Here is an 18,549-nt window from a genome sequence, read left to right as displayed (position 1 = left end):
AGTGCCGATTGTATGAAGCCCCGTCGTCCCTGTCCAGCGCCATCCCGCGTAGATTGCGGTGAACAACTCTTTTCAGTCAACTCTGACAGACAATGTTCGTCTAACTCGTAAGTGTTAATAAATTGGTTAATGAATTGATTCAGCTCATAGGCTTTATGTATAACAAAACGCGCCAGATAGCGCGATAACGCTCATTTTATTGACGTGGCACACACATTTTAATTTCGATATTTCTCGTTTTTGAGCGTTAACGATAAATTAACAGTATGCCGACAGGGCATCGCGGACGTCAGTGACCTCCTCGCTTACAATAAACATTAAACTCTTCAGGATCCGATTATGAGTCAAACATCAACCTTAAAAGGCCAGTGCATTGCAGAATTCCTCGGTACCGGGTTGTTGATTTTCTTCGGTGTAGGGTGTGTCGCTGCGCTTAAAGTCGCGGGTGCGTCTTTTGGTCAGTGGGAAATCAGCGTCATCTGGGGGCTGGGGGTAGCGATGGCTATCTACCTGACCGCAGGTGTGTCTGGCGCACATCTTAATCCGGCGGTTACGATCGCATTATGGCTGTTTGCCTGTTTTGACAAACGCAAAGTTGTTCCTTTTATCCTTTCTCAATTTGCCGGTGCATTTTGTGCAGCGGCGTTAGTTTACGGGCTTTATTACAATCTTTTCGCCGACTTTGAACAAACGCACCACATTGTACGTGGCAGCATCGAAAGTGTTGATCTGGCTGGCACTTTCTCAACGTATCCAAACCCGCACATTAATTTTGTGCAGGCTTTCGCGGTTGAAATGGTGATTACCGCTATTCTGATGGGGCTTATTCTGGCGCTGACTGACGATGGTAACGGTGTACCACGTGGTCCGCTGGCGCCTCTGCTGATTGGCTTACTGATTGCCGTTATCGGCGCATCCATGGGGCCGTTGACCGGATTTGCGATGAACCCGGCGCGTGATATCGGCCCGAAAGCGTTCGCCTGGCTTGCTGGCTGGGGTAACGTTGCTTTCACTGGTGGCAAAGATATTCCTTACTTCCTGGTGCCGCTGTTTGGCCCCATCGTTGGCGCTATTTTGGGCGCGTTCGCCTATCGCAAACTGATCGGCCGCCATTTGCCGTGCGATGTCTGTGCCGTGGAAGAGAAGGAAACCACGACCACTTCACAACAAAACGCTTCGCTGTAATGTGACTACGGGACAAAAATTATGACTGAGAAAAAGTATATCGTTGCGCTTGACCAGGGCACCACCAGCTCTCGCGCTGTTGTGATGGATCACGATGCGAATATCGTGAGCGTTTCACAACGCGAATTTGAGCAAATCTACCCGAAAGCAGGCTGGGTAGAACACGACCCGATGGAAATCTGGGCGACACAGAGCTCTACGCTGGTGGAAGTTCTGGCTAAAGCGGACATCAGTTCCGATCAGATTGCAGCAATCGGGATTACGAACCAGCGTGAAACCACCATCGTCTGGGAACGCGAAACCGGTAAACCGATTTATAACGCGATTGTCTGGCAGTGCCGTCGTACTGCGGATATCTGTGAACAACTGAAGCGCGATGGCATGGAAGAGTACATCCGCAATAACACCGGTCTGGTGATTGACCCGTATTTCTCCGGCACCAAGGTGAAGTGGATCCTTGACCACGTCGAAGGCTCTCGTGAACGCGCTCGTCGCGGCGAACTGCTGTTCGGGACCGTTGACACCTGGCTTATCTGGAAAATGACGCAGGGACGCGTACACGTAACGGATTACACAAACGCCTCACGTACCATGCTGTTCAACATCCACACGCTGGACTGGGACGACAAAATGCTGGATGCGCTGGATATCCCGCGCGCAATGCTGCCGGAAGTGCGTCGTTCTTCCGAAGTCTACGGCCAGACCAACATTGGTGGTAAAGGCGGTACGCGTATTCCTATCTCCGGTATCGCTGGAGACCAGCAGGCAGCGCTGTTTGGTCAACTGTGCGTGAAGGAAGGGATGGCGAAAAACACCTACGGCACCGGCTGCTTTATGCTGATGAACACCGGTGAGAAAGCAGTGAAGTCAGAAAATGGGCTGCTGACGACTATCGCCTGCGGTCCGACCGGGGAAGTGAACTACGCGCTGGAAGGCGCCGTGTTCATGGCGGGCGCATCCATTCAATGGCTGCGTGATGAAATGAAACTCATCAGCGACGCATTCGATTCCGAATATTTCGCGACCAAAGTGAAAGACACCAACGGTGTGTATGTTGTGCCCGCCTTTACCGGTCTGGGCGCGCCGTACTGGGACCCATATGCACGCGGTGCGATCTTCGGCCTGACCCGTGGCGTGAACTCCAACCACATCATCCGCGCAACGCTGGAATCCATTGCCTACCAGACCCGCGACGTGCTGGAAGCAATGCAGGCAGACTCCGGTATTCGCCTGCACGCCCTGCGCGTGGACGGCGGCGCTGTCGCCAACAACTTCCTGATGCAATTCCAGTCTGACATTCTCGGTACACGCGTTGAGCGTCCGGAAGTGCGAGAAGTCACGGCGCTGGGTGCGGCGTACCTGGCGGGTCTGGCGGTTGGCTTCTGGCAGAACCTCGATGAGTTACAGGAAAAAGCGGTTATCGAACGTGAATTCCGCCCAGGCATCGAAACCACCGAACGTAACTACCGTTATAGCGGCTGGAAAAAAGCGGTTAAACGTGCACTGGCATGGGAAGATCACGACGAGTAATGTTGCCTGCCGGATGACGGCTTCGCCTTATCCGGCCTACAATGTCGTCAGTTCCTGAAACTCCCACGTAGGTCTGATAAGCGCAGCGCCATCAGGCATGAATGCGTTGTTAATGCCGGATGACGGCTTCGTCTTATCCGGCCTACAGGTTGTGTCACATTGATGCGGGGGTAACCCCGCATACACATCAATAATCTCATCCCCTCCCCTGTGCTACACTTCGCGCCAATTCCTTTCTGCTACGAGTTTGCTATGAGACGAGAACTTGCCATCGAATTTTCCCGCGTCACCGAAGCGGCGGCGCTGGCTGGCTACAAATGGTTAGGACGCGGCGATAAAAATACCGCTGACGGCGCGGCGGTTAACGCTATGCGCATCATGCTCAATCAGGTCAATATCGACGGCACCATCGTGATCGGCGAAGGTGAAATCGATGAAGCGCCAATGCTCTACATCGGTGAGAAAGTCGGAACCGGTCGCGGCGACGCGGTGGACATTGCGGTTGATCCGATTGAAGGCACCCGCATGACCGCGATGGGCCAGGCCAACGCGCTGGCGGTACTGGCTGTCGGTGATAAAGGCTGCTTCCTCAATGCGCCGGATATGTACATGGAAAAGCTGATTGTCGGTCCGGGTGCCAAAGGCAGCATCGATCTCAACCTGTCGCTGGAAGATAATCTGCGCAATATCGCTAACGCGTTGGGTAAACCGCTCAGTGAACTGACGGTGACCATTCTGGCGAAACCACGTCACGATGAGGTGATCGCAGAAATGGCGAAGCTGGGCGTGCGCGTGTTCGCGATCCCCGATGGCGATGTCGCTGCCTCCATTCTGACCTGTATGCCAGACAGCGAAGTGGATGTACTGTACGGCATTGGCGGCGCGCCGGAAGGTGTGGTGTCTGCGGCGGTGATCCGCGCGCTGGACGGCGACATGCAGGGCCGTCTGCTGGCGCGCCACCATGTCAAAGGCGACAGTGAAGAGAACCGTCGTATTGGCGAACAGGAACTGGCACGCTGCCAGGCCATGGGCATAGAGGCTGGCAAAGCCCTGCGCCTGGATGAAATGGCGCGCAGCGACAACGTCATCTTCTCCGCGACGGGCATTACCAAAGGCGATCTGCTGGAAGGCATTAGCCGTAAGGGCAACATCGCCACCACGGAAACGCTGCTGATCCGCGGTAAATCGCGCACCATCCGCCGTATTCAGTCGATCCACTATCTCGACCGTAAAGACCCGGACGTGCAGGCGCACATCCTGTAATTGATTTGTTCGTTCGAGCCTTCCAGCCCCGCCGGGCTGGAAATCTTTCTTGCAACAAACGAAGATAAGGGGACGAGAACCGTACAGGAGAAAACCATGGCAGATTGGGTAACAGGCAAAGTCACGAAGGTAGAGAACTGGACCGATGCCTTGTTTAGTCTGACCGTTCACGCCCCCGTTCAACCTTTCACCGCAGGTCAGTTTACCAAGCTCGGTCTTGAGATTGACGGCGAACGCGTCCAGCGTGCTTACTCGTATGTGAATGCCCCCAATAATCCCGATCTTGAGTTTTATCTGGTCACCGTGCCCGATGGCAAACTGAGTCCGTGTCTGGCGGCACTCAAGCCGGGCGATGAAGTCCAGGTGGTGAGTGAAGCCGCCGGTTTCTTTGTGCTGGATGAAGTGCCGGACTGCGACACGCTGTGGATGCTGGCAACCGGAACGGCCATCGGCCCTTATTTATCGATTCTGCAATTGGGTAACGATCTGGATCGCTTCCAAAATCTGGTGCTGGTCCATGCCGCACGCTATGCCGCCGATTTAAGCTATCTGCCGTTGATGCAGACGCTGCAAAAACGTTACGCAGGCAAGCTCCGCATTCAGACGGTGGTAAGTCGTGAAACGACCGCTGATTCGCTGTCCGGACGCATTCCGGCGCTGATTGAGAGTGGCGAACTGGAAAAAGCGGTCGGTTTATCAATGGATAAGGAGAGCAGCCATGTCATGCTGTGCGGCAATCCGCAGATGGTACGCGACACACAGCAGCTTCTGAAAGAAACCCGGCAAATGACCAAACACCTGCGCCGTCGACCGGGTCACATGACCGCCGAGCATTACTGGTAATGCTTTGCCGGAGGATATCCGTGGGGCCATTCCGGCGTACGGTTTGCTTCACGCCTGGTGATCGGCTTTAAACTTCACGTCCTGCGTATCTTTACCGTATTTATTCTCGCCCTGGGTGCCGACAAACGCACCCAGATCGATAATCATCATGATGAGAATAAGCGTCGGCACAAAGCGCCCAACCGCCCATTGCCACATTCCCGGCAGAATCGCCCAGTTACCGGCTAACAACATCCACGCGAGAATCATCAGCAAGGCCCACAGCCCGGAGCGACCGCGATCGTGCAGACGTTTCACCGTGACCGCCGCCGTAGGCCACAGCAGGCAAACCAGGCAGAATGCCGCCGTCTGGATCGCGAGGAGATCGCGACCCGCCAGAAAAAACAGCACCGCCATGCCGACAATCCACAGCCCAATCCAGATCCAGAAATCACGACGTCCAATGCGCCCTTTAAATGAGAATAACCACTGCTGTAGGGTCATGTCGGTTCCTTTAAATTTACCATTCCCGACAGTTTACCCTTTTGACAAGCCAGGCGGTTATCGTTTTAATCGAGTACAGTTATCACGAAAGGTAAGATTGATGAAGCCAGGATGTACACTGTTTTTATTATTGTTTTCGGCAATGACCGCCAGCCTCGCCGCGCGGTCCGCCGAACCGCTGGCGGCGACCGCACCGTATTTACTCGCCGGTGCGCCCACGTTTGATCTCTCCATCAGCCAGTTTCGCGAAAACTTTAATACACAAAATCCGAAGCTTACCTTAAATGAATTCCGCGCCATCGACAGCAGCCGGGACCAGGCTAATCTCACCCGTGCGGCCAGTAAAATTAATGAAAATCTCTATGCGTCTACCGCCCTCGAACGCGGGACATTGAAGATTAAAAGTATGCAGGTGACGTGGCTGCCGATACAGGGACCGGAACAAAAAGCAGCGAAAGCGAAAGCACTGGAGTACATGGCGGCAGTGATCCGCACGGTTGCGCCCTTACTGACCAAAGAGCAGAGCCAGAAAAAGCTGCAAATGTTGCTTACCGCAGGGAAAAATAAACGTTATTACGCGGAGACCGAAGGCGCCATTCGCTATATTGTCGCAGATAACGGCGAAAAAGGGCTGACCTTCGCAGTTGAACCGATTAAGCTTGCGTTATCGGAAAACCTGGACGGGTCCAATTCCCCCTAAATTATCCACGTTTCAGGAAGGCGGCGACGCAACGAATCCCCAGGAGCTTACATCAGTAAGTGACTGGGGTGAGAGAGTACAGCCAACGCACCTGCAACGCGGAGAATGACGGGGAGATGATAAAAAGCAAAGCCTTTCCGGGGAGTGATCTCTATACTGTTTCACAGACCATGCTGCCCTGAAGGGCGGCCATCTTCCTTAATTCGCTGATAAAGCGTGGAGAATAGAAATGCGACATCCTTTAGTGATGGGTAACTGGAAACTGAACGGCAGCCGCCACATGGTAAACGAACTGGTTGCTAACCTGCGTAAAGAGCTGGCTGGCGTTGCTGGCTGTGCGGTAGCCATTGCGCCGCCAGAAATGTATATCGACCTGGCGAAACACGCTGCGGCCGGTAGCCATATCATCCTGGGCGCACAAAACGTTGACCTGAACCTGTCTGGCGCATTCACCGGTGAAACAAGCGCAGAAATGCTGAAAGACATCGGCGCGCAGTACATCATTATCGGCCACTCTGAGCGTCGTACTTACCACAAAGAGTCTGACGAACTGATCGCGAAAAAATTCGCCGTGCTGAAAGAGCAGGGTCTGACGCCAGTTCTGTGCATCGGTGAAACCGAAGCCGAAAACGAAGCGGGCAAAACGGAAGAAGTGTGCGCTCGCCAGATCGACGCAGTGCTGAAAACTCAGGGCGCAGCGGCATTCGAAGGCGTAGTTATCGCTTACGAACCTGTCTGGGCGATCGGTACTGGCAAATCTGCAACCCCGGCGCAGGCACAGGCGGTTCACAAATTCATTCGTGACCACATTGCCAAAGCTGACGCGAAAATTGCTGAGCAGGTAATCATCCAGTACGGCGGTTCCGTAAACGCATCCAACGCAGCAGAACTGTTTGCTCAGCCGGACATTGATGGCGCGCTGGTTGGCGGTGCTTCTCTGAAAGCCGACGCTTTCGCTGTGATTGTAAAAGCTGCTGAAGCCGCAAAACAGGCCTAAGTTGCACAGCCGGGGGAACTTTCCCCGGCTTATCTCCACATTACCAGTATCCCAGCCAGTGCCACCAGAAGGCCCCGGTTACGCCCCAGATAGTCAGGTTTACCACACTCATCACCAGCCCCGTTTTCCACCATTCTGCCAGCGTCGCGTAGCCCGAGCCGAAAATAATCGGCGCAGTACCCGTACCATAATGGGTAAGCGACATCATCAGCGAGGAGGAGAAGCCAAGCATCAGCCCCAGCAGCGCAGGCGGTGCGCCAAGTCCCAGACCCGCGATGAAAAAGGCAGAGAACATGGCCGTGATATGCGCCGTGGTGCTGGCGAAAAAGTAGTGTGAATAGACGTAAAGCAGGATCAGCAGCAGCGTCGCCACGCTCCAGTGGACACCAAGATGGTCGATTGCTGTGCCAACGCTGGTCGCGAGCCAGCCAACCAGCCCCAGCTTACTGAGGAAATCCGCCATCATCACCAGCGCGGCAAACCAGACGATGGTATCCCACGCGCCGCGGCACTTCAGAATATCCTCCCAGCTCAGAACGCCCGTCAGTAACAGAATGGATAATCCGATCAGCGCGGCACTGGTGGGGTTAACGGTCCAGCCACTACCCATGATCATCGCCGGAACGCCCGCCCACAGACAAAGCAGCAAAATAAATACCCCCAGCGTGATCTTCTCAGCCAGCGACAGGGGACCCAGCAGATCCAGCTTCTGCCGGGCAAATTGCGGGGCATCAGGTGTCCGAGTGATCGCCGGTGGGTAAAGCCACCAGATGACAATGGGCATCACCACCAGCGAAACCACTGCGGGAAGAAGTGCGGCAATCGCCCACATTCCCCAGGTCATATTCAGTACGCCATCGGTCCCCTTGGTTAAAAAGCTGACAATTAGCGGGTTTGGGGCCGTTGCGGTGATAAACATCGCCGAACTGATTGGGTTAATGTTGTAATTGACCAGCGCCAGATAGCGGCCCGTTGACCCGTTTTCAGGATCGCCAGGTTTGGAACCCAGACTGTCGGAAATGGCCCGCATGACCGGGTGGATAATTCCGCCTCCCCGTGCCGTATTGCTTGGGGTAACAGGGGCAATCAGCGTTTCTGCGAGGGTTAACGCCCACGCGATACCTAAAGTTCTCTTACCAAACAGGGCAATAAATCCGTAACCTATGCGCGAGCCGAGTCCTGTTTTTAGCAGGCTTTGCGACAGCATAATCGATAAACCGATGAGCCAGATCAACTGATTAGAGAAACCGCTTAGCGCATCGTTCAGGGCAGCAGAAGGCTTACCGGGGTTGGTCACGCCGGTCATCGCCACCAGCATAATCGCCACAATCGCGATGGCCCCAATTGGCATCGCTTTACCGATAATAGCGGCGATCGTGCCGATAAACAGCGCCAACAGATGCCACGCCTGCGGGGTCACATCCGCAGGACAAGGGATAACGAACCAGATGGTCAGCGTGATAGCGATCGAGATAATGGCTGGCCAAAAACGAATGGGGGTTAATCTGTCCATGGATCAATCCTTGAGTTTTCTGTGCATCTTTATGCACTTCGCTATTAACCGTCATTCGTTCAGGTAAATCTCATCACCCTCTCACAAAAGCAAAATATTTGGTTAATTATCCTACAATTTTCCTAATAGATTAAACCACGCATAGTTCAGCGGAAGCAGTAACAGCCATGTCGCTACCGCCAGCACCAGACACAGCAACATCCCGGCCCGGGCCGGGACTTTCCCGAGCGCCATCGCCACCACAATGGGCGACGCCTGATACGGCAGCAGTGGGGTCGAGTAACCCAATACCTGAATCATAATCACCGACAATAGCGGAAAGTGGGTCGCGTCGGAAAAGCTCTGCGCCAGCGTGGTATACAGCGCCGGCACGCCGTTAGCGGTCATGATGAAGTTAAGTGCGGTCGTAATGCCCGTCAGCGCGAGAAAGCTGGTGAACGGCCGGTCCGGGTCAAGCGGCATCACGTTTAGCAGTGCCTCACCGACGGCGTCACCGATTCCGGTTTGCGTCACGGTGAGCGCCAGTCCAAGAATTCCGGCAACGTAAATACAGGTACGAATGTTAACGCCCGTGGAAAACTCCTCGCCATTGATAAAGCCAACGCGCGGCAGCAGAGTAATGACCACCGCCGCCAGTCCGGTCCAGGCCGGACCAATGCCGTGCCAGCTTTCACTCACCCACATCACCAACACCACCGCCAGCATCCAGGCCAGCCGTTTTTCATCACGGCTCATCGGTTCAGACGGCGCTAACTCTCGCGGCGCATGGGGTTTTCCGGGAAACAGCCAACAGATGAGCACAATCAACAGCGCGCCTTTCAGCCAGCCTAATACCGGCGTATTCAACAACAGGTAGGGCAGATAATTCAGGTGGATTCCGTAAGAACCTTCCGCCGTGCCACTCATTACCAGGTTCGGCACGTTGGCAGGCAAAATGGTGGCCGAGAGCTGGAAAGTGCCAAATCCCACCGCAAGCGCCAGACCGTACCACGCGCGTGTTCCCTCCAGCACGCCGGCGCGTTTCGCCATTGCCGCCACAATGGGCATCAGCAGCGCGATGCGTCCCATATTGGACGGCATCACAAACGCCAGGGCATAGCTTAATAACACCACGCTTGAGACCATCAGCGGCCAGGAGTCCGTGAGCCGTGAAGACAATGCCCTTGCCGCCCTGTCCGCCAGTCCGGTTTTGCGGATTGCCACACCCAGCACAAAGCCGCTGAACACCAGCCAGAACGCCGACGAGGCAAAACCACCGAAAATCACGTCCGCAGGGGCGATTTTCGCCACCATCGCCACGGTGAAAAATAGCAGCGCAGTAATGAACTCCGGCAACAGCGAGGTTGCCCAGAGCAGGATGGTGATGCCAACCACCAGTGAGGGAAGGAACAGCGGGTGTGTAAGCCAGAGCGACATGCCTGTCTCCTGTTTTTTTTCAACAAGAATACGGGGGCATTCCCCTTCTGTAAACGCGCGGCTCCCCCTAAAAAAGCAGAGGGTTAGTGATAATGGATTTCACCAAAATAGTCAGACAGCACATAGTAGCGGCAGTACTCAAAAGGTTGCGTTTCTCCCGCCATAAATGTCTGGCGCGCGACGGAAAGAAGCGGTTTGTTCTCAGCAATTTGCAACTTTTCGCAGAGATCCGGCCCCGGCAGAATCGCATCCACTTTCTCGATCGCCGAATCGCTTTTCACATTCAACAAGTGGTAAAGCGAGGTGTGAGCCAGTTCTTCCGCCGTCAAAGTTAATCCCGGAAAAAAAGAGAGATCGAGATAAATTTTCTCGTGGTTAAACGGGCGATTATTCAGGTATCGCACCCGGGAGATGTAGAGATAATGATGATGGGCCGGCAGGCTTAAACCGTCTTCCTGCGCGTCACGCGCGCGTCGCGTGGCAATATCAAGAATGCGGTTTTCCACCGCTACGCTGGCATCGCGCAGATCGCTGGTGATACCGCGAAAGGTATGCCCATAGCTGACGCCTTCTGGTACTGCACAGACTACGGAACCACTCCCGCGCTGTGAGGTAATCACACCGGCGTTGATCAATTCACTCCACGCCTGCTTCACGACAATCAGCGATACATTATAGGTTTGCGCGATCGCCTTTTGCGTAGGCAACTGGCTACCCAGCGGCAAAGTGCCGTTCTGGATCTGCTGGCAAATGATATAAAACAACTGCTTATACAGTGGAGTAAAACTCGTCTTATCAACCTGCAAGCCATTTACCTCGAAAGTCTGCCAGACGGGGACGGTCGCGCCGCCCCCGAAGGGCAGCCGCTACCCTTTAATCTGTCTGGCGAGTTCTGCCAAATCGAAATGATTCATACGATTAACGGTAGTTAAGTAGTCGGCAGGAAAAGCGTCAGCACCGTGCCAGGCGCCGGAAAGTGCCCCAACCATGGTGGCGACGGTATCGGTATCATTGCCGATATTAACGGCGGAAATAATAGCATCAACGGCGGAATTCGGACAACACGCGAACAGGCCAAACGCCGCCGGAACCGCTTCGCTGACATGCAGGCCGGAGCCAATAATATCAGCGAGTTCGACAATTGCCGTCTCCCAGTGGGCGTGCCGTTTGCCGATCGCCACCGCCAGTTCGATACGACGCGCGACAGACGGCCCGGCAACCCTCATTGCGCCCTGCTCTGCCGCCAGCGCGTAACCCCGATCGGCACCGTAAATTCCGGCGGCAATAATACTGTCCGCCGTGGCGACAGCCCCCAACGCTTCACTGGTCGCCGCCGCCATCGCCGCTGCGCCAGACATCGCCAGCACGTTGTTATGGGTAAAGCGGCAGATATCCAGCGCAGTCTGAATCGCTTTTTCTATATCGCCAGGATGCAATACGGCAGCGGGCCAAATCTTCATCGCCGCACCGTTCGTGGCTTCCGCGTTGCCTTTATTAATGATTTGCACCGACTGTTTTTCGCCTTCCAGCTCCCCCTGAAGCGAGGCGCGGTTATCGTTAAAGATGGCTTTCATCGCGGCCCGGGTGGTTGGTCCGGTAAAATTGGCATAATACGGATAGGCTAACCAGCGCTGGAAAGCTTCACGCATCGCGTCATCGCTTACCTGGCGATCGTGCTGTAGCAGGGCATCCATGATGTACTTCGCCTGAATAAAGTCATCGGTACACATCCCGGCCTCGTTACAGCGTCCGAAGGTATCGGCAGGCGGTTTCTCAAAACCGGTCACCCAGCCACCGAAGTATTCGCGAATTTGTTGCTGAGTACGTACTTCGGTCGCCGCGCCCATTGCATCCGCCGCAGCGGCACCAATCAGGCAGCCCAGTATTTTATTCGTTTCAACGTGCATAAATGACTCCTTAACAGTTTTGCATTATTTTTCCAGCGGATGAGCGGCACGAAAGGCGGCGAGTTGTTCAGGATAAGGCAGCGCGGTCATCGCCCCCTTTGCCGTGACCGCCATTGCCCCACAGGCGTTAGCGGTGCCAATCGCTTCCATCAGCAAGCGCATGTCCCAGTTCGCGGTGTGTGAGAGGGTATAAAGCAGGCCACCGACAAAAGCATCGCCAGCGCCGGTAGTGTCCACGACGGAAATTTTCGCTGCCGGGAAAGCAAACTCGCCCTCTGGCGACACCAACAGCGCGCCCTCTTCACCCAGAGAAATCACCGTGGTTTCACAGCCAAGCTCACGCATCAGATAGCGCGCATCCCGCCAGTGACTGACCTTTCCCAGCCAGCACAACTCGTCTGCTGACACTTTGCAGACCGAGGCCAGAGCAATAGATTCGGCCAACAAGGGGGCTATCTCGCGTACATCCCGCCACATGCTGACGCGCAGATTGACATCAAACATCACGTGCCCCCCTGCGGCCTTCATACGCCTGGCACCTTCCAGACACGCCTCACGTGCCGGGCTGTCAGTCAGGCCAATAGAGCTGAAATAAAACCACTCACTGGCGCTGAAAGTGGGTAAATCCTGCACCGAGACAAACGTGTCCGCACCGGGATGCACAAGATAGGTAAAACTGCGCTCACCTTCTGGCGTCAGATTGACAATTAACACCGCGCTGGTTTGTTGCGGGTCGAGGCGCAAGGAACCCACGTCAACACCGTTTTGCGCAAGGGTCTGGCGAAGGAAACGCCCGGCATCATCCTCGCCAAGACAACCAATAAATCCGCAGTTACCTCCCAGCCGTGCGACGCACACGGCCACGTTCGCTGACGCGCCGCCAGGGCATTTCAGATAGGAATCCGCTCTTTCCGGCACCAGATCCACGGAAGCATCGCCAATCACCCAGACTTTATTGAGATGATTCATGTGCTCCTCCTCAGGCCTGGCGCTGTGCCAGCTCATTCTGGATATCGCGGTAATAGTCGTTGTTGATGAGGTATTTTTTCATCACCACACCAATCACCAGATGGAAGACGGCGGGGATGAGCGTCATCATCAGCGCAATACCGGTCAGTGAACTTGCGCTCTGTTCAACATCCGCCTGGTAGCCGAAGTGGCTTAACAGGAATCCCAGCACGCCGCCTGCAATCCCCATCCCGAATTTCTGGAAAAACAGAATGCCGCCGAAAGCCAGACCGGAGACGCGCAGACCGGTTTTCTTCTCGCCGTAGTCAACCGCTTCAGCGATAGAAGACCAGAACACCGGCATTTGCATGTCACAGAAGAAGTTGATGAGGAAGTAAAAGACAAAAGCGAGAATAAGATTCTGTTGCCCGACGCAGAGATACATCGCAATGCTCAATGCGAAGGTGATCAGTTGGGTGTAGCGGAACATTTTTATTTTGTCCCAGAACTTCGTCACCCATGTGGTTGCAATCATCGCCAGAATCGACGCGACAACGCCCACCGTCAGGAAAGGCGAAATCAGGCTGTCACCGCCATTCAGGTAATATTTGGCGTAGTAGGCAGCCACTGAACCGCGGATCACATAGCCGCACATCAACAACATAATGACCACGCCCAGAATCAACCACTGGTCGTTACGCAGTAAATTCGCAAACTGCTGTTTCACGGTCAGTGAAGGGAGTTCAGGCTCGCTGCGTTCGCGGGTGGTCATAAAGCAGAAAATAAACAGCACCGCGCCCATGGCCCCCATTAACCCCATGGAGAGCTGATAGCCGAGCGCTTTATTGCCCTGTCCCAGCCAGACCGCCAGCATGGGTACCACAATCGTTACCAGAAACGCCGCGATTTTGGTCATCACAAAACGATACCCGTTAGCGCTCAAACGTTCGCCGGGATCGTCAGTGATAACGCCAATCAGAGAGATATAGGGAATGGTGATCGCCGTATAGACCAGCGTCATCAGAATATAGGTGAAATAGGCCCAAGCCAGCTTCGCCGTATAAGCCATATCCGGCGTGATAAACATCAGATAGACAGCAAAGCCAAACGGAATGGCAAACCATAACAACCACGGACGATAGCGTCCCCAGCGGGTCGACACTTTATCAGTCAGCATCCCCATTGCCGGGTCGATAATGGCATCGATCATCCGTACCACAACCAGCAGCACACCCACATCGGCTGCGCGTAAACCGTAAATATCCGTGTAGAAATATGCCAGCAGGAGCTGCATGGCAATAATCACTACGTTTATCGCCATATCCCCGGCGCCGAAACCTATTTTTTCCACGATAGACAATTTCATATCGGTATTCCTTTTGCGCCGTATAGCGCAAGAATGTCGAAAAAAAGAATGACGTAACTACGTGAAATAAAAGCTTTTATGAGTAACACCTGGCCCCAAAAGACAGGCTCAAGCGGTATGAGGGAGTGTAATGGAACCCCAAAAGATATAAAGGTATACCTTTATATCTTTTGATCAAATTCACAATATTTTAACCAACGATACATCATCGTCAGTCTGAAGTGAGAGGTTGTACAATAAAACGCCGACAGAACATCGGCGTATCGGATCAGGGCTGAGTCAGGATTTTACAATCGTGATCCTGAATTTCCTCAGCAGAGGCGAGATTCAGCGACAGCAGATTACGCTTCGTCGCCAGCAACACAAACGCATCATCGCTTTGACGCGCCATCGCCAGCGCATAGCTGCCCATATGGTCACGCGCCTCAGGTACCTCTTCAGCCAGCATCATAAATGGGCTTCGCTGCGCCAGCTCGTTTTCCGTCACGCGACGCGCGAGGTATTCATGCCCACGCAATCCGCCAGGTAGCGGTAACCAGCGGGTGCTAATTTTGTTCTGGTTGGCATTCAGTTGCGCCCTGACATCAGGACGAAGACAGGAAATATGGATGTGAAAATGATTTTGCGTTCGTCCGCTGCGCGAATTGACAGCCAGAGAAACAGCGCTGTCCGGAATCTCCTGTCCATATTTTTTGCTCATGAAATCGCGCGATTGCCAGGCCAGCCAGAAGAAATTCGGCGTGTACTGCTCCAGCAGAAGCGGGCTCTCGGTGCCATTAATCCGCCAGGTTGGCATCAGCAAATATTGCAGAGGGCCGTTACGATCTTTGAAAATCACATAGCCGGCATCAGGCTTCACTTCAGCGCACGGCGCAGGGTTTTGATGCTGCCGCTGGTTGGGCACACATTGCTCAAGCACAATCTTACGCAAGGCATCCGGATCGCCCGCCAGCTTCCAGTAGCCCAACCCCGCTACGGCCGCTATAACCACAACGGCCAGCAGTCCATAACCTGTTTTTCTCATCACGCGTTCCCTGGATTTCAACGGCCTGCAAGAGTAACGTAAAATGATGGCAAATAAAAAAGCCCGGCGACGAATCACCGGGCCAGCTTTCGATCACAACTTAACGCTTACTGATCTGGTCGAACGTACCGCCATTGGAGAAATGTTCTTTCTGCGCTTTCGTCCAGCCACCGAATACCTCATCAATGGTGAAGAGTTTTAGCTTCGGAAACGCATTTTCGTATTTCTTCGCAACGTCAGCATCACGCGGACGATAGAAGTTTTTCGCTGCTATCTCCTGACCTTCCGGTGAGTAGAGATACTTCAGGTAGGCTTCCGCTACGGCCTGAGTGCCTTTCTTCTCGGTCACTTTATCCACGACGGAGACCGTCGGTTCAGCCAGAATGGATTCACTCGGGGTGACGATTTCAAACTTATCTTTGCCCAGTTCGTTGGTCGCCAGCAGCGCTTCATTTTCCCAGGCAATCAGTACGTCGCCAATGCCTCGTTCCACAAAGGTGTTGGTCGCACCGCGCGCGCCCGAATCCAGCACTTCGACGTTTTTAAACAGCGACTTTACGAAATCCTGCGCTTTCGCCTGGTCATTGTTATTGTGGTGCAGCGCATAGCCCCAGGCAGCCAGATAGTTCCAGCGAGCACCGCCAGAACTTTTCGGGTTCGGTGTGATAACCGACACTCCGGGTTTAATCAGATCGTTCCAGTCATGAATTTGCTTTGGGTTGCCTTTACGCACCAGGAATACAATGGTGGACGTGTACGGCGCAGAGTTATCCGGCAGGCGCTTAATCCAGTTTTTATCAATGCGGCCACGCTCCGCAATGGCATCCACGTCATAGGCCAGCGCCAGCGTCACCACATCCGCTTCAATCCCGTTGATAACGGAAGTCGCCTGTTTGCCAGAGCCGCCGTGCGACTGACGAATTACCACGTTGTCGCCCGTTTCTTGCTTCCAGTGCGCGCTAAACGCTTTGTTGTACTGCTCGTACAACTCGCGCGTTGGATCGTAAGACACGTTAAGTAACTGAATATCCTTTGCCAGAACGCTGCCGGATGCCAGCAGCAAGGTTAACCCCACGCCCCATTTGTTCATCGTCCAACTCTCTTATGTTGTGTTGTGATGAATAAAGCGTGCCAGAAAGGAATCCAAACATTAAAGAATAAAAAAAGATTGGCTATAACTACGGGGAATATAAATGAAAGTAAAAAAGGCGGGAATTACTCCGCCTTTATGCCTGATGGCGCTACGCTTATCCGGCCTACATAGTGCACTTGTAGGCCGGATAAGACGCAAGCCGCCATCTGGCAATTGCGATCAGTACAATTTCTTCGCGCAATCCAGCCAGTCACCTTTGAACGGACGCTTCATGTTTTCGATAGCGTCAATGATGTCATGGTGAACCAGTTTTTCGTTCTGAATACCGACACAACGACCGCCGTGGCCTTCCAGCAACAGTTCAATGGCGTAGGAACCCATACGGGACGCCAGAATACGGTCATAAGGCACCGGAGAACCGCCGCGCTGAATGTGACCCAGTACGGTCGAGCGGGTTTCACGGCCCGTCTCTTTCTCGATGTAATGCGCCAGCTCATCAACGTCACACATGTGCTCAGTGATCGCCACGATCGCGTGTTTCTTACCCTTCGCGATGCCCGCTTTGATTTCAGCGACCAAATCATCACGGCTGAACTCAACTTCCGGCACCACCACAAACTCACAGCCACCGGCAATCGCCGCCGCCAGAGTCAGGTCGCCACAGTAACGCCCCATCACTTCAACGATAGAGATACGCTGGTGAGAAGAGGAGGTGTCGCGCAGACGGTCAATCGCTTCAACCACCGTACCCAACGCGGTGAAGTAACCGATGGTGTAGTCAGTACCCTTGATATCATTATCGATGGTGCCAGGCAGACCGATGCACGGGAAACCCATTTCAGTCAGGCGTTTTGCCCCCATATATGAACCGTCACCGCCGATAACAACCAGCGCGTCGATACCGCGTTTTTTCAGGTTTTCGATAGCCACGGCACGGACGTTTTCGTCACGGAACTCCGGGAAACGCGCAGAACCCAGGAAAGTACCGCCGCGGTTAATCATGTCGGACACGCTGTAACGGTCAAGCTGCACCATGCGGTCTTCATACAGGCCCAGGTAGCCATCATAAATACCCATGACTTCCAGACCTTCCGTCAGTGCTGCGCGCACCACACCACGGATTGCTGCGTTCATGCCCGGCGCATCACCGCCGCTTGTCAACACACCGATTTTCTTAATCATGACTACCTCTGAACTTTGGAATGCAAAATGAAATCTGTTGCCGGAAGTCGATCCTGCACATCGATACGATCCAACGAATATGCAGATAGTATAACAATCACTTCCTGCTGAATTGATTCAGGTCAGGCCAAATGGCGGTAATTTATACACAAAATGCGGGTCTGGCTCTCTTTTTTACTCTCACTTACGAAAGCTCTAACCTTTTGTCTTCCGTGGGAACGACGGAACACGGATCCTGATGAATAATGACATCGGAACCCGGAAAACGCCGCAAAATCTCCTGCTCTACCTGTTCAGCCACCCTATGCGCCTGAACGAGCGGCAGATTATCTTCCATTTCCAAATGAATTTGAATAAAGCGGGTCGGCCCTGACTGCCGCGTTCGGAGATCGTGAGCACCACTGACGCCAGGCCAGGAGGTCACGATTTCAAAAATATCCTGACGTTCTGCATCGGGTAACGCGCGATCCAGTAAGGACTGCACGGCGTCATAGCCCATGCGTAATGCACTATATAAAATATAGATGCCAATCCCCAATGCAAACAATGCGTCTGCACGATGCCAGCCATACCACGCAAGCCCGAGCGCCACGAGAATAGCACCGTTCATCATAACATCAGACTGATAATGAAGCATATCCGCCCGTACCGCCTGGCTTTGCGTCCGCTTCACCACCCAACGCTGAAACGAGACCAGAACCACAGTACATATCAAGGCAATAATCGTAACGACAACCCCGACACCAGGATCGTTCATCGGCGTTGGCGTTATCAAATGCTGAATACCCGTTAAAAACAAAAACAGCGCCGAACCGGAAATAAACATGCTTTGTGCCAGCGCGGCCAGTGACTCCGCCTTCCCATGCCCAAAGGTATGCTCATCATCCGCAGGCTGTAGCGAATAGCGCACCACTAACAGGTTAGTGAGCGATGCGGCGATGTCCACCAGCGAATCGACCAGTGCCGCCAGAATACTGACCGAACCGGTATACCACCACGCAAAAATTTTGATCAAAAGTAACAGCGATGCCATCACTGTTGCGGCAATCGCCGCCCGGCTGATCAACCGCCCATAGGATTGATTCATAAACACTCCTGC

At 53.8% G+C, this 18,549-nt stretch carries 17 protein-coding genes; 6 read left to right on the top strand and 11 right to left on the bottom strand.

Going from position 1 to position 18,549, the window contains the following annotated elements:
- The first annotated feature begins 339 nt into the window (after positions 1 to 339).
- From glpF to fpr, 4 genes are all read left to right on the top strand, one after another.
- Positions 340 to 1,185: a glycerol uptake facilitator protein GlpF gene (glpF, locus tag WB371_RS16880; protein ID WP_336221188.1), complete on the top strand. Its 846-nt coding sequence runs from the start codon at positions 340 to 342 to the stop codon at positions 1,183 to 1,185.
- Between the two features lie 21 nt (positions 1,186 to 1,206).
- The gene (glpK, locus tag WB371_RS16875; protein WP_336221187.1) at positions 1,207 to 2,715 is read left to right on the top strand and encodes a glycerol kinase GlpK; all 1,509 of its coding nucleotides are present in this window, start codon (positions 1,207 to 1,209) and stop codon (positions 2,713 to 2,715) included.
- A 252-nt stretch (positions 2,716 to 2,967) separates the two neighbouring features.
- Positions 2,968 to 3,978, top strand: a complete 1,011-nt coding sequence (gene glpX, locus WB371_RS16870) for a class II fructose-bisphosphatase (protein WP_336221186.1) — start codon at positions 2,968 to 2,970, stop codon at positions 3,976 to 3,978.
- A 96-nt stretch (positions 3,979 to 4,074) separates the two neighbouring features.
- Positions 4,075 to 4,821, top strand: coding sequence for a ferredoxin--NADP(+) reductase (gene fpr / locus WB371_RS16865; protein WP_336221185.1), 747 nt, complete (start codon positions 4,075 to 4,077; stop codon positions 4,819 to 4,821).
- A 48-nt stretch (positions 4,822 to 4,869) separates the two neighbouring features.
- Here fpr and WB371_RS16860 read toward each other — a convergent pair whose 3' ends face one another.
- Complete coding sequence (locus tag WB371_RS16860) at positions 4,870 to 5,304, bottom strand: DUF805 domain-containing protein (protein ID WP_336221184.1); 435 nt, start codon at positions 5,302 to 5,304, stop codon at positions 4,870 to 4,872.
- Positions 5,305 to 5,404: 100 nt separating this feature from the next.
- Between WB371_RS16860 and WB371_RS16855 the strand changes: the two genes are divergently transcribed.
- Together WB371_RS16855 and tpiA are read left to right on the top strand one after the other, a co-directional pair.
- Positions 5,405 to 6,004 carry a YiiQ family protein gene (locus WB371_RS16855; RefSeq protein WP_336221183.1) on the top strand — a complete coding sequence of 200 codons (600 nt, stop codon included), beginning with the start codon at positions 5,405 to 5,407 and terminating at the stop codon, positions 6,002 to 6,004.
- Positions 6,005 to 6,233: 229 nt separating this feature from the next.
- Positions 6,234 to 7,001 carry a triose-phosphate isomerase gene (gene tpiA / locus WB371_RS16850; protein WP_103779982.1) on the top strand — a complete coding sequence of 256 codons (768 nt, stop codon included), beginning with the start codon at positions 6,234 to 6,236 and terminating at the stop codon, positions 6,999 to 7,001.
- A gap of 40 nt (positions 7,002 to 7,041) precedes the next feature.
- Here tpiA and WB371_RS16845 read toward each other — a convergent pair whose 3' ends face one another.
- The 10 genes from WB371_RS16845 to fieF all read right to left on the bottom strand — a co-directional run bounded on the left by WB371_RS16845 (position 7,042) and on the right by fieF (position 18,537).
- Positions 7,042 to 8,514, bottom strand: a complete 1,473-nt coding sequence (locus WB371_RS16845) for a DASS family sodium-coupled anion symporter (RefSeq protein WP_336221182.1) — start codon at positions 8,512 to 8,514, stop codon at positions 7,042 to 7,044.
- Positions 8,515 to 8,625: 111 nt separating this feature from the next.
- Positions 8,626 to 9,930: an SLC13 family permease gene (locus WB371_RS16840; RefSeq protein ID WP_336221181.1), complete on the bottom strand. Its 1,305-nt coding sequence runs from the start codon at positions 9,928 to 9,930 to the stop codon at positions 8,626 to 8,628.
- An 83-nt stretch (positions 9,931 to 10,013) separates the two neighbouring features.
- A complete protein-coding gene (locus tag WB371_RS16835; protein WP_336221180.1) occupies positions 10,014 to 10,736 on the bottom strand; it encodes a GntR family transcriptional regulator in 723 nt (240 codons plus the stop codon).
- A 60-nt stretch (positions 10,737 to 10,796) separates the two neighbouring features.
- Complete coding sequence (locus WB371_RS16830) at positions 10,797 to 11,837, bottom strand: ADP-ribosylglycohydrolase family protein (protein WP_336221179.1); 1,041 nt, start codon at positions 11,835 to 11,837, stop codon at positions 10,797 to 10,799.
- Positions 11,838 to 11,861: 24 nt separating this feature from the next.
- Positions 11,862 to 12,806 carry an aminoimidazole riboside kinase gene (locus WB371_RS16825; RefSeq protein ID WP_336221178.1) on the bottom strand — a complete coding sequence of 315 codons (945 nt, stop codon included), beginning with the start codon at positions 12,804 to 12,806 and terminating at the stop codon, positions 11,862 to 11,864.
- A 10-nt stretch (positions 12,807 to 12,816) separates the two neighbouring features.
- A complete protein-coding gene (locus WB371_RS16820) occupies positions 12,817 to 14,151 on the bottom strand; it encodes an MFS transporter (protein WP_336221177.1) in 1,335 nt (444 codons plus the stop codon).
- Between the two features lie 268 nt (positions 14,152 to 14,419).
- A complete protein-coding gene (locus tag WB371_RS16815; protein WP_336221240.1) occupies positions 14,420 to 15,175 on the bottom strand; it encodes a CDP-diacylglycerol diphosphatase in 756 nt (251 codons plus the stop codon).
- Between the two features lie 100 nt (positions 15,176 to 15,275).
- Positions 15,276 to 16,265: a sulfate/thiosulfate ABC transporter substrate-binding protein Sbp gene (gene sbp / locus WB371_RS16810; RefSeq protein WP_336221176.1), complete on the bottom strand. Its 990-nt coding sequence runs from the start codon at positions 16,263 to 16,265 to the stop codon at positions 15,276 to 15,278.
- A gap of 222 nt (positions 16,266 to 16,487) precedes the next feature.
- Positions 16,488 to 17,450 carry a 6-phosphofructokinase gene (gene pfkA, locus WB371_RS16805; protein WP_042998908.1) on the bottom strand — a complete coding sequence of 321 codons (963 nt, stop codon included), beginning with the start codon at positions 17,448 to 17,450 and terminating at the stop codon, positions 16,488 to 16,490.
- Positions 17,451 to 17,634: 184 nt separating this feature from the next.
- Positions 17,635 to 18,537, bottom strand: a complete 903-nt coding sequence (fieF, locus tag WB371_RS16800) for a CDF family cation-efflux transporter FieF (protein WP_336221175.1) — start codon at positions 18,535 to 18,537, stop codon at positions 17,635 to 17,637.
- Between the last annotated feature and the right edge of the window lie 12 nt (positions 18,538 to 18,549).

The sequence above is a fragment of the Citrobacter amalonaticus genome (genome assembly GCF_037053465.1).
GTDB lineage: Bacteria > Pseudomonadota > Gammaproteobacteria > Enterobacterales > Enterobacteriaceae > Citrobacter_A > Citrobacter_A amalonaticus_H.
This window is presented reverse-complemented; position numbering and strand designations above follow the sequence as displayed.